At 69.8% G+C, this 13,752-nt stretch carries 13 protein-coding genes; 8 read left to right on the top strand and 5 right to left on the bottom strand.

All coding sequences use genetic code 11. The features are described from left to right. The first annotated feature begins 666 nt into the window (after positions 1-666). The gene (locus VNM44_RS09795; protein WP_325625688.1) at positions 667-1,431 is read left to right on the top strand and encodes an SDR family NAD(P)-dependent oxidoreductase; all 765 of its coding nucleotides are present in this window, start codon (positions 667-669) and stop codon (positions 1,429-1,431) included. A gap of 67 nt (positions 1,432-1,498) precedes the next feature. Here the strand turns inward: VNM44_RS09795 and VNM44_RS09800 are convergent, their stop codons facing one another. Continuing rightward, positions 1,499-1,774, bottom strand: coding sequence for a hypothetical protein (locus tag VNM44_RS09800; RefSeq protein ID WP_325625689.1), 276 nt, complete (start codon positions 1,772-1,774; stop codon positions 1,499-1,501). Between the two features lie 46 nt (positions 1,775-1,820). Here VNM44_RS09800 and VNM44_RS09805 point away from each other — a divergent pair, with 46 nt between their 5' ends. Next, positions 1,821-4,232, top strand: coding sequence for an FAD-dependent oxidoreductase (locus VNM44_RS09805; protein ID WP_325625690.1), 2,412 nt, complete (start codon positions 1,821-1,823; stop codon positions 4,230-4,232). Next, the gene (locus VNM44_RS09810; RefSeq protein ID WP_325625691.1) at positions 4,229-5,110 is read left to right on the top strand and encodes a phosphotransferase; all 882 of its coding nucleotides are present in this window, start codon (positions 4,229-4,231) and stop codon (positions 5,108-5,110) included. The genes VNM44_RS09805 and VNM44_RS09810 overlap by 4 nt, the downstream gene beginning before the upstream one ends. 54 nt (positions 5,111-5,164) lie before the next feature. On the opposite strand, the gene VNM44_RS09815 is transcribed toward VNM44_RS09810, so the two are convergent. After that, positions 5,165-6,763, bottom strand: a complete 1,599-nt coding sequence (locus VNM44_RS09815; protein ID WP_325625692.1) for an amino acid permease — start codon at positions 6,761-6,763, stop codon at positions 5,165-5,167. Positions 6,764-6,907: 144 nt separating this feature from the next. On the opposite strand from VNM44_RS09815, the gene VNM44_RS09820 reads away from it, so the two are divergent. The 3 genes from VNM44_RS09820 to VNM44_RS09830 are packed head-to-tail and all read left to right on the top strand — an operon-like array spanning position 6,908 to position 9,261. Next, a complete protein-coding gene (locus VNM44_RS09820; protein ID WP_325625693.1) occupies positions 6,908-8,242 on the top strand; it encodes a glutamine synthetase family protein in 1,335 nt (444 codons plus the stop codon). After that, on the top strand, positions 8,193-8,861 hold the full coding sequence (locus tag VNM44_RS09825; protein WP_325625700.1) for a sugar transferase: 669 nt from the start codon (positions 8,193-8,195) through the stop codon (positions 8,859-8,861). Before VNM44_RS09820 ends, VNM44_RS09825 begins: the two co-directional genes overlap by 50 nt. 4 nt (positions 8,862-8,865) lie before the next feature. Beyond that, entirely contained in the window at positions 8,866-9,261 is a 396-nt protein-coding gene (locus tag VNM44_RS09830; protein WP_325625694.1) for a thioesterase family protein, read from the top strand. Between the two features lie 53 nt (positions 9,262-9,314). Here the strand turns inward: VNM44_RS09830 and VNM44_RS09835 are convergent, their stop codons facing one another. Beyond that, entirely contained in the window at positions 9,315-9,725 is a 411-nt protein-coding gene (locus tag VNM44_RS09835; protein ID WP_325625695.1) for a universal stress protein, read from the bottom strand. Between the two features lie 104 nt (positions 9,726-9,829). Between VNM44_RS09835 and VNM44_RS09840 the strand changes: the two genes are divergently transcribed. Continuing rightward, on the top strand, positions 9,830-10,594 hold the full coding sequence (locus VNM44_RS09840; protein WP_325625696.1) for a gamma-glutamyl-gamma-aminobutyrate hydrolase family protein: 765 nt from the start codon (positions 9,830-9,832) through the stop codon (positions 10,592-10,594). A 50-nt stretch (positions 10,595-10,644) separates the two neighbouring features. Next, positions 10,645-11,802, top strand: a complete 1,158-nt coding sequence (locus VNM44_RS09845) for an iron-containing alcohol dehydrogenase (protein ID WP_325625697.1) — start codon at positions 10,645-10,647, stop codon at positions 11,800-11,802. Here the strand turns inward: VNM44_RS09845 and VNM44_RS09850 are convergent. Together VNM44_RS09850 and VNM44_RS09855 are read right to left on the bottom strand one after the other, a co-directional pair. Then, a complete protein-coding gene (locus VNM44_RS09850) occupies positions 11,799-13,244 on the bottom strand; it encodes an aldehyde dehydrogenase family protein (RefSeq protein ID WP_325625698.1) in 1,446 nt (481 codons plus the stop codon). The two genes, VNM44_RS09845 and VNM44_RS09850, sit on opposite strands and share 4 nt — an antisense overlap. 114 nt (positions 13,245-13,358) lie before the next feature. After that, positions 13,359-13,752 (bottom strand): secondary thiamine-phosphate synthase enzyme YjbQ (locus VNM44_RS09855; RefSeq protein WP_325625699.1); only part of this gene is annotated, 394 nt, incomplete at its 5' end.

Here is a 13,752-nt window from a genome sequence, read left to right on the forward strand (position 1 = left end):
ATGCACCGAGTCGGTCTCGCCTTCGTCCAGTTCACCCGATCGACCTTCGCCGAAGCGATTGCCGGGCGGGAGAGCCTTCAACCTCGGGCGCTCCGTGCTCGGTGCACTTGGAAACCTAACGACCCATTTGTCCTCCGTCAAGCCGATTGAAGGGCAATACGTCGCAAATTGCGACTTTCTTCGATTCAGCCCAACTATTCTTTCTCAACGTGGCCGTTCGAGCAGAAATGCATGCAGAAATGCACCGAGACCGGTGCTCCTTCGTCCGGCCTACCGACTGACCTCCGCCGAAGCGATTGCCTGTCGGAGAGCCATCGACCTCCGGCGCTCCGTCCTCGGTGCACCCGGGACACTAGGGCCTCGAGACGGTGCCGTCAAGCGGCCTCGAAACACAATTGTCGCTCTTTGCGAGATTCTCTTTACAATGCGGACATACTTGCGTTGAGCCCCGTGTGCTCTACATGTGTGGGACCAAGGATTCGCCGAGCCGGGTGCGCTTTCGTCCACTTTCCCGGCTGACCTTCCGCTTCCGCGTACGGCCTCCCGGGAGAGCTTCGTCCTACTCGCGTCCCGTGCTCGGCGCAGCGGCAATCTACGCTTTGCAGCGCACCCCTGCAAGGGGATCCGTCGACGGAAAGGCCGCAAATTGCGAACCAGTGGAGACACATGAGCGCGCGACACGTGGTGGTGACGGGTGCGGGGACCGGCATCGGGCGGGCGATCGCCCTGAGACAGGCGCGCGACGGGGCTGCGGTGGGCCTGCTCGGTCTCCGGCGGGACGAGCTCGACGAGACGGCGGCCGCCATCGACGGCGCGGCGCACGTCGCGGAGTGCGACATTCGCGAGCGCGAGGACGTGGAGGAGGCGCTCGGCGCACTGGCCGAAGCGCTGGGCCCGATCCACGCCCTCGTTGCCGTGAGCGGCATCGGCGGGAGCAACGGGGAGGACGACGAGGGAGGCGACCGGTTCGACGAGCTCGTCCGCACCAACCTGTACGGCACGTACTACTGCGTGCGGGCGGCGCTGCGCCGGTTCGCGCCAGGCCCCGACGCGCGCCACGTCGTGGTCATCTCGTCGATCCTGGCCCGGATAGCCGTGCCCGGCTACACGGGGTACAGCGCCTCGAAGGCCGGCCTGCTGGGGCTGGTCCGCTCGTTCGCGGCGGAGCTCGCGCCCGAGAACGTCCAGGTGAACGCGATCTGCCCCGGGTGGGTCGACACCGACATGTCGCGGCTCGGCCTCGACCTGCTCGCGCAGGAGATCGGCGGCACGCGCGACGACGCCTACCGCCTGGCCATGAGCCAGGTGCCGCTCGGCCGGATGTCCGCGCCGGAGGACATCGCCGGCACCGTCGCCTGGCTCCTCTCGCCCGATGCGCGCGGCGTCACCGGGCAGGCGATCGACCAGAACGGCGGTGCGTGGACGGGGTGAGGACGCCGACAGGCGTCCTCGTCCCCGGGGTCAGTCTTCATCGGGTAGCCGGGGCATCGAGCCCCGGCTACCCGATCCAGCCCTGGCCGTTCCAGAAGGCGCGGACGCGTCCCCTGCGGTCGAGGTCGAGGTGGAGCTCGTCCGGCGTCGCGAGCCCCGGCGTGGCGTAGATGCGAAATCCGTCGACGGCGTACACGAGCTCGAAGTCGCCCTCCGGCGGGTGGAGCGCCGCCTCGAGCACGTACTGCTTGCCCCTGCAGCAGCGGTAGGCGCGCGGCCACACGTAGAGCGTGCCGCGCTCGCGCACCCGTGTCAGCGCGTCGGGTCGTGCGACGACCCTCATGGGCGAAAGTCTAGGTTCTCGCACAACGACGACGGAGGGACGGCTGGTGCGGTCGAGCGCGAGGGCGGTGGTGATCGGGGGCGGGGTCGGAGGCTGTTCGATCCTCTACTGGCTGGCACGGCTCGGTTGGGACGACGCGGTGCTCGTCGAGCGCGCCGACCTGACGAGCGGCTCGACGTTCCATTCCGCCGGCCTGGTGGGGCAGCTCCGTTCGTCGCTCTCGCTGACGAAGATGATGATGGAGAGTGTCGAGCTCTACCGGACGCTCGAGGCCGAGGTCGGGCTCGAAACGGGGTGGCGCGAGGTCGGCTCGCTTCGGCTCGCCTCGTCGGAAGAACGGATGGAGGAGATCGCACGCCAGGCGGGCTGGGCGAAGACGTTCGGCCTGCCGCTCGAGCTGATCTCGCCTGCAGAGGCACAGGCGATGTTCCCGCCGATGTCGATCGGGGGCGTGCTCGGCGCTGCATTCCTTCCGACGGACGGGTACATCGACCCGAGCCAGCTGACGTTCGCGCTCGCCGAGGGCGCGAGGCGGCGCGGCGCAGAGGTCAACACGAACACGCGCGTGACGGGGATCCGGACACAGCATGGTCGCGTTGTCGCTGTCGAGACCGATCGGGGCGAGATCGAGACCGAGATCGTCGTGAACGCCGGCGGGATGTTCGCCGGCGAGCTCGGCGGGCTCGCCGGCGTGACGGTCCCGGTCGTCCCGATGGCGCACGAATACCTCGTCGTCAAGCCGTCCGGTCTGCCGCTCGACATGCCGACGATGCGCGACCCGTCGCTCCTCGTCTACTTCCGGCCGGAGTCGGGCGGACTGATCATGGGCGGATACGAGCGGCACTGCGCGCCCTGGTCGCTCGACGGGATCCCGGCCGACTTCAACGGGAAGCTGCTCGAAGAGGATTGGCCGCGCTTCGAAGAGCTGATGCAGAACGCGATCGTGCGCGTACCGTCGCTCGAGGACATGGAGGTCGTCAAGCTGATCAACGGCCCCGAGGCGTTCACGCCGGACGGTGAGTTCATCCTCGGGCCGAGCGACGTCCGCGGGTTCTGGGTCGCCGCCGGGTTCTGCGCGCACGGTCTCGCCGGTGCGGGCGGGATGGGGAAGCTCGTCGCCGAGTGGATCGTCGAGGGGACGCCGTCGCTCGACGTCTGGCACATGGACTCGCGGCGGTTCGGCGCCGCCTACCGGTCCCGCGACTACGCGCTCGTGCGGACGCAAGAGATCTACGAGACGTACTACGACGTCAAGTACCCCGGCCACGAACGGCGGGCCGGGCGGCCGCTCCGCCTCTCGCCGGCCAACGCGCGGCTCGGCGAGCTCGGGGGAGTATTCGGCGAGAAATCGGGCTGGGAGCGCGCGAACTGGTTCGAGCCGAACGCGGCTGCCGGCGACGAGTCCCTCCGCCCGCGGGGCTGGGCCGGGAAGCTGTGGTCGCCGGCGATCGGCGCCGAGCACCGCGCGTGTCGCGAGGGCGCTGCGCTCTTCGACGAGTCTTCCTTCGCAAAGCTCGACGTGAGCGGTCCGCGGGCGGCCGACTTCCTCGAAAGCCTCTGCGCCAATCGCGTCGCCCGTGAGCTCGGCCGGGTGACGTACACCCAGCTGCTGAATCCGCGCGGCGGGATCGAGTGTGACTTCACCGTGACGCGGCTCGCGCCGGAGCGCTTCCGCATCGTCACCGGCACGGCGTTCGGCCAGCACGACGCCGCCTGGATCCGACAGCACGCGCCCGAGGACGGCTCGGTCCACGTCGCCGACGTCACCTCCTCCTACGCGTGCCTCGGGCTTTGGGGGCCCGCGAGCCGCGAGATCCTCCAGCCGGTCACCGTCGCCGATCTCTCGAACGAGGCGTTCCCGTACATGACCGCGCAGGAGCTCGCCGTGGGGCCGGTCCCGTGCCTTGCGGTGCGCGTGACGTACGTGGGCGAGCTGGGCTGGGAGCTCTACTGCCCGACGGAGTTCGGCGCGCGGTTGTGGGACGAGCTCTGGGCCGCCGGGCGGGAGCGCGGCCTCGTGGCGGGCGGCTACAAGGCGATCGACTCGTTGCGGCTCGAGAAGGGCTACCGCGTCTGGGGCGCGGACATCTCGCCGGACGACACGCCGTTCGAGGCTGGTCTCGGCTTCGCCGTCAAGCTCGACAAGGGCGACTTCGTCGGCCGCGACGCGCTCCTCGACGGGGCAGAGCCGACACGTCGCCTGCGTTGCCTGACGCTCGCCGAGCCGCGCGCGGTGGCGCTCGGGTCGGAGCCGGTGCGCGTCGGCGACGCGGTCGTCGGGAGGGTCACGAGTGGCGGCTACGGCTACACCGTGGGTGCGTCCATCGCGTACGCCTACCTTCCCGCCGAGCACGAGGTCGGCACCGACGTCGCGGTCGAGATCTTCGGCGAATGGATCGACGGCGTGGTCGCCGCGGAGCCGCTCTACGACCCCGTGGGCGAGAAGATCCGCGCGTGAGCGACGCCCTGGCGGAGGCGGTCGAGCGCGTCTGGCCCGACGGCCGTTCGCGGTGGGAGGTGCTCGGCGGCGGGATCACGAACCACAACGTGAAGGTCACACGTCCCGACGGCGTCTACGTCCTTCGCGTCGCGGGGCGTGACACGGACCTGCTCGGGATCGACCGCACCGTAGAGCTCGCAGCGACGCGCGCCGCCGATGAGCTCGGGATCGGGCCCGAGGTCGTCGACTTCGTCGAGCCGGAGGGGTGGCTCGTGACGCGATTCATCGACGGGGCGATCCCTCCGCCGGAGCGCCTCGGGGAGCCGGCGCAGCTTCGGCGCGTCGCCGCCGCGCTGCGCGCGTTCCACCAAGGCCCGCCGATCCCGGGGCGCTTTCAGGCGCTCGAGGTCGTCGAGGCGTACCGGGACGTCGCCCTCGCGCGAGGTGGGACCCTGCCCGACGAGTTCGCGGCCGCCCACGAGCTCGGGCGTCAGATCGCAGAGCGGCGCGCCGACCAGCCGCCCAGGCCCTGCCACAACGACCTCTTGAACGCGAACTTCATCGACAACGGCGAGCGCCTGGTGATCGTCGACTGGGAGTACGCGGGCATGGGCGACCCGTTCTTCGACCTCGCGAACTTCTCGGTCAACCACGAGCTCGACGAGGACGGCCGCGCGCTGCTGCTCGCCGGGTACGCGGGCGACGCCTCGCCGGCGGGGCTCGCGACGCTCGACCTGATGCGCTTCATGTCCGACTTCCGCGAGGCGATGTGGGGCGTCGTCCAGGGCGTCGTCTCGGAGCTGGAGTTCGACTTCGACGCCTACGCAGCCGAGCATTTCCAGCGGCTGGAGCGCACCGCCGCCGAGCCTGGTTTCCGGCAGGCGCTGGAAGCCTGAGACGTCGAAGGGGCGCCCGGAGGCGCCCCTTCGAGCGCGCGAGACGTAGGGCGCCTACCCCGAGTACTCGGTGTCGGCCGGAACCTCGTAGGCCGTCGCCGTCCGCTCCTCCATCTGCTCGAGCTCCTCCGCCGTGCCCATCCGCACCGGTCCCTTGAACCAGTTCTTCGCGGAGATGAGCCACCAGCCGCCGAAGAGGAGCAACGCCCCGCCGACGGTCAGCGGCGCGTAGTTCGCGACGTCCCAGTTGAACCCGTCCTTCCACGGGATCCCGGTCGGCGCGACCGGCCCGAGGAAGAGGATCGAGATGATCGCCACCCAGACGATCGCGACGACGTCGATCCACTTGTAGTGGTTGCCGAGCGACCAGGCTCCGTGCTCGAACCGGTCGCCCATCCGGAAGCGCAGGATCACCGGGAGGATGAACGCGATGTAGAGCCCGATGACGGCGATCGAGGTCCCGACGAGGTAGCCCGTCGCGGAGTTCCAGTACGTCGGGATCATCAGGGCCCAGGCGAGGAAGCCGATCGCCCACACGGCTGCGACCGGCACGCGGTTCGCGGCGACCTTCCGCCAGAGCCTGTGCCCCGGGACGGCGCGGTCGCGCGAGAACGCGAACATCATCCGCGACGCCGAGGTGACCGACGCGGTGAGGCAGAACATCTGCGCGACGCAGCAGATGAAGAGCAGGATCTCCGCCCAGGTCTCGCTCATCGACGTCGTCCAGATGTAGGTGACGGCGCCGCCGACCGCGTCGAGCACGCCCTGCGTGTCCGGCACCGCGAACGTCACGGCCAGGAGCAGGATCCAGCCGAACACGACCGAGGCGACGACCGACATGTACATGCCGACTGCGGCCATCCGCGAGGCCTGGTGCGTCTCCTCGGCCATGTGCGCGGACGCGTCGAAGCCCGTGATCGTGTACTGCGACATCAGCAGTCCGAGACCGAACACGTACCAGAAGACGATGCTGCCGAAGTTCGTGCCCGAGAACCCGGAGTTGTTGATCGTCTCCGTGAACACGTAGCTCACCGACTGGTGGTTGTCGGGGACAATGATCAGCACGAGCACGATGAAGAGCACGCCCACCATGTGCCAGTACGCGGAGATCGTGTTCAAGAGTGCGGTGATGCTGACCTTCATCATGTTGAGCAGAACCGCGATCAGCATCACGACGCTGTACGTGAGCAGCGTCCATTCCTTCGTGTTCGGGTAGTCGAACCAGAGGTTGATCAGCGAGGTCGAGAAGATCGCGAGGCCGTAGCCGATCGCTGCGGTGACGGCGATCTGCCCGACGAGGTTGAACCACCCCGTGAACCAGCCCCACGCGGGGCTGCCGAGCTTGGACGACCAGTAGTAGAGACCGCCCGCGGTGGGGTAGGCCGAGGCGATCTCGGCCATCGCGAGCGAGATGATCGTGCTCATCAGGCCGACCCAGAGCCAGCCCCAGGAGATCGCGATCGGGCCGCCGTTGTTGAAGGCGATGAAGTACGAGGTCAGACAGCCGGCGAGGATCGAGATGATCGTGAAGCTGATCGCGAAGTTCTGGAACCCGCCCATCGCACGGAAGAGCTCCTGCGCGTAGCCCAGCCTGTGGAGGATCTGCTCGTCCTCCGAGGTGCGGTACCCGCCGCCTGCGGGCCCTGTACTCATTGCCTGCCTCCTTGTGGGGACCGAAACAGGGGTATTCACCTATGCGCCGCGCCGCATGTCAAGACATGTCAGCGATTACGTGTCCGGGACGGCACGCGCGAGTCTCGTCGCGGAGTCGGACGGAAGCGGTTTAGGATCGCCGCAATGCTGACGTTCGCGGAGCTGCAGGAGCTCGTAGCCACAGGTGAGGTCGACACGGTCGTGGTCGCGTTCACCGACATGCAGGGCCGCCTGCTCGGCAAGCGCCTGCACGCCGAGTTCTTCGTCGAGGAGATGGAGGCGGAGCATCCGGTCGAGGGGTGCAACTACCTGCTCGCCCTCGAGATGGAGATGGACCCTGTGCCGGGCTACGAGATCGCGAGCTGGGAGCAGGGGTACGGCGACTTCGCGATGCGGCCCGACATGTCGACGCTGCGGCGCATCCCCTGGCTCGAGGCGACCGCGCTCGTCCTCGCCGACGTCGAGTGGCACGACGGCTCGCCGGTGCAGCCCTCGCCGCGTCAGGTGCTGCGCGCGCAGATGGAGCGGGCCGCCGCGCTCGGCTTCACGCCGATGGTCGGCTCGGAGCTCGAGTTCTACCTCCTCAAGGAGACCTACGCCGAGGCGCACGCGAAGGGTTACACCGGACTGACGCCGTCGGTGCCGTACATCCTCGACTACCACATCCTCGCGACGACGTACGACGAGCCCCTCCTTCGTGCGATCCGGAACGGGATGCACGCGGCCGGGATGCGCGTCGAGACCTCGAAGGGCGAGGCCTGGCCCGGCCAGCAGGAGGTGAACTTCCGCTTCTCCGACGCGGTCACGATGGCCGACAACCACGTGATCTACAAGAACGGGGCGAAGGAGATCGCGTTCCTCCACGGTTGCTCCATCAGCTTCATGCCGAAGCCGTTCGAGGACTGGATCGGGAACTCGTGCCACATTCACTCCTCGCTCTTCCGCGGGGACGAGGCGGTGTTCGCCGAAGACGACGCGGTGTTCGGGCGGTGGCTCGCCGGCCAGATCGCCTGCGCGAAGGAGCTCGCGATCTTCTTTGCTCCGACCGTCAACTCGTACAAGCGCTATGCGGCCGGCAGCTGGGCGCCGACGACCCTCGCATGGGGCAACGACAACCGCACCTGCGGCTTCCGCGTCGTCGGCCACGGCGCGGCGAGACGCGTGGAGACCCGCATCCCCGGAGGTGACGTGAATCCGTACCTCGCCTTCGCGGCGATGATCGCGTCCGGGCTGCACGGCATCGAGCAGGAGCTCGAGGCGCCTCCGCCGCTCCAGGGCAACGCGTACGAGTCGGATGCCGAGCGCTTCCCGTCGACGCTCCGAGAGGCGATCTCGGCGCTCGAGGGAAGCGCGATGGCGCGCGCCTCGTTCGGCGACCAGGTCGTCGGCCACTATCTCAACTACGCCCGCACCGAGCAGGGGCTCTTCGATCGCTTCGTCACCGACTGGGAACGAAAGCGCTACTTCGAGCGCATCTGAGCACCTCCCGGGCCACCGAGCGAAGCGCGCGCTCGACGTCGCGGTCTCGGGTGCGCTGCTGGTCGCGCTCGCCCCGGTGGGCGCCTTCGTGCTCGGCGCCGTCGGGCTCGACATGCTGCGTTGCCCACGCGACCGTGGCCGGCTCCTCTACCGCGAGAGGCGTGTCTCGCGTGGGCGCCCCTTCGAGCTGCTCAAGTTCCGCACGCTCCGCGAGGACGTCCTCGTCGAGGCAGACGGCCACGTTCGGCCCTACGAGGCCGATCATTCCAACCTCACGTGGGCGGGGAGACGTGTCCTCAAGCCGATGTACCTGGACGAGCTTCCGCAGCTCTGGAACGTGCTCCGCGGCGAGATGAGCCTCGTCGGTCCCCGTCCCTGGCCGCAGGAGCTGGTCGACCGGCAGCTGGGTCGCAACCTCGACTACCGCCTCCGCGTCACCGCGGGCTGGACGGGCCCGGCGCAGGTCTCGAAGGGTCGCGCACGGGACTACGAGCAGCTCGACCTCGCGTACGTCGAGTTGCTCGAGACCGGGACCGGCTGGGAGGTCGTGCGACACGATCTCGGCGTGCTACGCGAGACGGTGCGGACGATGCTACGGGGCGAGGGGCTCGAGAACTGACGTGGTGCACGAGAAGAGGATCGAGATCCGCTGGCGTGACCTCGACGCGCTCCGCCACGTGAACAACGCCGTGTACGCGACGTACCTCGAGGAGGCGCGCGACGAGTGGATGCAGCGCGCGCTCGGAGGTGCCGGCGATCTCTGGGACTACGTCCTCGTCCGCGTCGCGATCGATTTCCGGCGCGAGCTGACCCAGGACGACGACGCGGTGCTCGTGCGCACGGCACTGACGCGCATCGGCACGTCGAGCCTCACGCTCCGGGAGGAGATAGTGAAGCTCGACGGGACGCTCTCCGCCGAAGCGGAGTCCGTGGTGGTCGCCCGGGATCCAGCGACCGGCGGTTCGCGGCCGCTGACGGCGGCTGAGCGTGAGGCGTATTCCGCCGCGCTCGAGCCCTGACGGTCGCCGGGCACCGCGGAGGCCCGCCGGTGCCCGGCGCCGCCTCGTCTCGCTCAGTGGACGATCAGCACGTCGGTGTGCGCACGGTGGGCAACGGCGTCGCCGACGGAGCCTTCGAACAGACGCGACACAAGCCCGCCGTCGTGGGCACCGAGGACGATGAGATCCGCCTTCCGCTCGTCCGCCAGCTCCACGATGGCGTGGGCGGGATCGCCGCCGGTGACGACGGTCTCCACTCCCTGCACGCCGAGCTCCGCGAGCCGCGCGGCCGCGTGGTCGACCTCTTCACGGTGACGTGAGGGCGGATCGGCCGGATCCCACGGCCCTTGCCCCTTCGTGAGGAGGATCGGGGCGACGCTCGTCACGATCACCTTCGCTCCGAGCGCCTTGGCAAGCTGGACGGTGCGCTCGACGACGCGGGGCGCGACGGGCCGCTCCTCGTAGGCGAGGAGGATGGTCTTCATCGGGCACCTCCTTTCACGTCAATGGTCGCCGCTCGATGCGGCCGGCGCATCCGTGAGGCGTGGCATCGCGACTGCGGTCGCCTACGGATGCGTACGCTTCTGCCGTGGGCGAGCGGCCGATGATCGGGATCACCTCGTACGCCCAGCCTGCGCGCTGGGGCGCCTGGGAGCTTCCGGCGGCGCTCGTGCCCTTTCACTACGTCGAGTCCGTCGAGCGTGCGGGCGGTCGGGCGCTCGTCGTCCCGCCGAGCACGGAGGCCGTCGACGAGACGCTGGACGTCCTCGACGGCGTGATCTTCTCGGGCGGAATCGACATCGACCCGGCGACGTACGGCGCCGACCGGCACGAGAAGACCGACCCGGCCCAGGAGCATCGGGACGCCGGGGAGCTCGCCCTGCTCGAGCGCGCTCTCGAGCGGGACATCCCGACGCTCGCGATCTGTCGCGGCTTCCAGCTCCTGAACGTCGCCCGCGGGGGCGACCTGATCCAGCACCTGCCCGAGACCGTCGGACACGAGCGCCATCGCGAGGTGCTCGGCGCTTTCTCCGAGCACCCGGTCGAGGTGAAGGACGGGACGAAGCTCGCGGCGATCCTCGGCCCCCGCCACGACAGCGTCCAGTCGAGCCACCACCAGGGCGTCGGCCGCGTGGGTGAGGGTCTGGTCGAGACGGCGTGGGCGGAGGACGGCTCGCTCGAGGGCCTCGAGGATCCCGATCGGCGCTTCGCCGTCGGTGTCCTCTGGCACCCGGAGATGGAGGAGGACAAGCGCCTGTTCGAGGCGCTCGTCGACGAAGCGCGCCGCCACCGCGCGGAGCGAGTCGCCCGGCTCCCGGTGTCCGACCTCGGTCGGACACCTTCGGATGGGTGACCGCTCCGGTGTCCATGGACCCGATCTCGCCTTTCCACTCGCAGCTCCCGGTGAGGGTCGCGTTCGGCGACGGGGTGATCGGCGAGCTTCCGGCGGCGCTCTCGACCCTCGGCGCGGTATCTGCGCTCGTGGTCGTCGAGGAGCCGGTCGCCGAGCACCACGACGTCGTCGCCGGCCTCGCGGCGGCGGAGGCCGCGGGCGTCCATCTCGCCCGTTACGTGAAGGGACCGGGCGAGCCGACGTTCGCGCTCGCCGACGAGCTCGCGCAGCGCGTGCGCCAGGAGAAGCTGGACGCGGTCATCGGGATCGGCGGCGGGTCGGCGCTCGACGTGGCGAAGGCGGCGCGGATCGTCGCCGACCAGGGCGGCACTGCGGCCGACTACGCCGAGGGGGCGCGCGTCCCCGAGCAGCCGCGGATCGGCCTCGTGCTCTGCCCGACGACGTCCGGGACCGGCAGCGAGGTCTCGGGCGCGAGCGTCCTCACCGACACGGAACGCGACCGGAAGATCGGCTTCGGTCATCCGAACATGCGCGCGCAGCACGCCCTCGTCGACCCCGTGTTGACGCACGGCCTGCCGCCCGGTCCGACGGCGCACTCGGGCGTCGACGCGCTCGCGCAGGCGATCGGCGCCTGCACGGTGACGAACTCGTCGCCACTCTCGGTCGCGTTGGGTCTCGAAGCCTGCCACCACGTCGCACACTCGCTGCGCGAGGCAGTCGCCGACGGCTTCGACGCTGATGCGCGGCGCCGCCTCTCCTGCGCAAGCCTCACGGCCGGCCTGGCGATGAACCTCTCCGACTGCGCGGCCGACCACGCTCTAGGACAGGCGCTCGGGAGCGTCAAGCACCTGCCGCACGGCCTCACGATCGGGCTCGTGGTCGCCGAGACGCTCGACCTCACGCGCGGCGATTGCGCCGACCGCCTGGAGCGTGTCGCGGACGCGCTCGAAGAGCCGAGCGACGGGACGAACGACGGCTCACGAGCGGTGCATGCCGTCCGGCGCGTGCTCGCCGACCTCTCGTTCCCGACGCTGCGCGACGTCGGCGTCACGGAGGAGGACATCCCGGCACTCGTCGAGAGCGCCATGGGCGAGCAGTCGTACAACCTCGACGTCGACTGCCACGACTGGACTGCGTCCGAGGTGGAGCAGGCCTTCCGAGCGGCGCTCGCCCTCGAGTCGCGCGCGGCCCCTCTTCGGTCGGTCTAGCGCTCCGTCGAGACGAAGACGCTCTTCAGCTCGGTGTTGTGGACGAGGCCTTCCATCCCGAGCTCCTTCCCGACGCCCGACTGCTTGTACCCGCCGAAGGGCGCCTGCGGGAACACCGAGCTGTTCGAGTTGACGCCGATTGCGCCCGTGCGAAGCGCGCGGGCGACGCGGAGCTGGCGGGCGCCGTCGCGCGTCCAGAGCGAGCCGGAAAGGCCGTACGGCGTGTCGTTGGCAAGCCGGACGGCCTCCTCCTCCGTCTCGAACGTGATCACGGAGACGACCGGCCCGAAGATCTCCTCGCGGGCGACGACCATGTCGTTCGTGCAGTCGCCGAGGACCGTCGGTCGGAGGTAGAACCCCGTCCCGAGCCCGTCACCTTCCGGGCGGATGCCGCCCTCGAGCACCGTCGCGCCCTCCTCGACCCCGCGGGCGATGTAGCCCTCGACGGTCTCGCGCTGCCCGGCCGAGACGAGCGGGCCGACCTGAGTATCCGGCGACTCCGGGTCGCCCACCACGATCCCGCGAGTGACGGCGACGTAGTGCTCGAGCAGCTCGTCTTTCGCGGACGCCTCGACGAGCAGCCGCGACCGGGCGCAGCAGTCCTGCCCGGCGTTCTCGAAGACCGAGAACGGCGCCATCCGCCCGGCCTTCTCGAGATCCGCGTCCGCAAAGACGATGCACGCGCTCTTGCCGCCCAGCTCGAGGGTCACCCGCTTGATCGTGCCCGCCGCCTTGCGCGCGATCTCGACACCGACCTCGGTGGAGCCGGTGAAGCCGACCTTGCCGACGAGCGGGTGCTCGACGAGCGCATCGCCGACCGCGGCGCCCGGGCCCGGGACGACGTTGAGCGCGCCCGGCGGCAGACCCGCCTCGAGGCCGAGCTCCGCGTAGCGCAGGACCGAGAGCGGAGAGAGGCTCGCGGGCTTGAGAACCACCGTATTGCCTGCGGCGAGCGCGGGCGCGGTCTTCCAGTTCCCGATGTTGAGCGGGAAGTTCCACGGCGTGATCAGCGCCGTGACGCCGATGGGCTCGCGGAAGGTGAGCACGATCCCGTCGCGGTCGACGGGAATCGTCGAGCCGAAGAACTTGTCGATCGCCCCGGCGTAGTACCGCATCACCGCCGCAGCGTTGCCGGCGCACCAGCGGGCGTCGCCGATGGCCATGCCCATGTCGCGGGTCTCGATCAGCGCGAGCTCGTCCGCGTGCTCCTCGATCAGGTCCGCGAAGCGGTAGAGCACCTTCGCGCGCTGGATCGGCGTCCGCGTGCCCCAGTCCTCGAACGCGCGGGTGGCCGCGCGCACGGCCCGATCGGCGTCCTCGGAACCCGCCTCGGCGACGGTGCGGAACACCTCCCCGGTCGCAGGGTTGACGGAGTCGAACGTCCGCCCTTCTGCCGACGGCACCCGCTCGCCGTCGATGAGGAGGTTCTCGATGGCGGCCATGTGGAGGATTGAACCATGGGCGGGGACTGGCCCGGGACGGGCCTGTCCCCGTGAGCGTCGCGGGGGACAGGCCCCTGCGGGGTCAGTCCCCTCCGGCGTCTGACGGCTTCGCTGTCACACGCCGACGACGTGCACGAGCCACCGCCGGTCGCGCTCCCGGTCGAGCTCGAGGAAGAGGACCCGCTGCCACCGGCCGAGGCACAGGACGCCGTCACGAACCGGGATCGACTCGCCCGCCGGCCCCATCAGCATCGACATGCAATGCGAGTGGCCGTTCGAGGCCTCCATGTCCTCCTCCGACACGTTCTCGGTGCGCCGGTCCCAGTCGTCGTGCGCGTAGTAGTGCTCGGTCGGGACGAGCCGGCGGAGAAGCACGGAGAAGTCCTCGAGGAAGCCGCGCTCGTACTCGTTGACGCGCACCGAGCAGGTCGTGTGCGGTGAGTAGACGCAGCACACGCCGTCCCGCACGCCGCTCTCCTTGACCGCCTCCTGCACGTCCTCCGTGATG

It is taken from the genome of Gaiella sp., assembly GCF_035558935.1.
GTDB lineage: Bacteria > Actinomycetota > Thermoleophilia > Gaiellales > Gaiellaceae > Gaiella.

Bases quoted from the DNA above. Each gene is read 5' to 3' on its own strand.
- VNM44_RS09795 (WP_325625688.1), top strand. From the start codon at position 667: ATGAGCGCGCGACACGTGGTGGTGACGGGTGCGGGGACCGGCATCGGG.
- VNM44_RS09800 (WP_325625689.1), bottom strand. From the start codon at position 1,774: ATGAGGGTCGTCGCACGACCCGACGCGCTGACACGGGTGCGCGAGCGC.
- VNM44_RS09815 (WP_325625692.1), bottom strand. From the start codon at position 6,763: ATGAGTACAGGGCCCGCAGGCGGCGGGTACCGCACCTCGGAGGACGAG.
- VNM44_RS09820 (WP_325625693.1), top strand. From the start codon at position 6,908: ATGCTGACGTTCGCGGAGCTGCAGGAGCTCGTAGCCACAGGTGAGGTC.
- VNM44_RS09835 (WP_325625695.1), bottom strand. From the start codon at position 9,725: ATGAAGACCATCCTCCTCGCCTACGAGGAGCGGCCCGTCGCGCCCCGC.
- VNM44_RS09850 (WP_325625698.1), bottom strand. From the start codon at position 13,244: ATGGCCGCCATCGAGAACCTCCTCATCGACGGCGAGCGGGTGCCGTCG.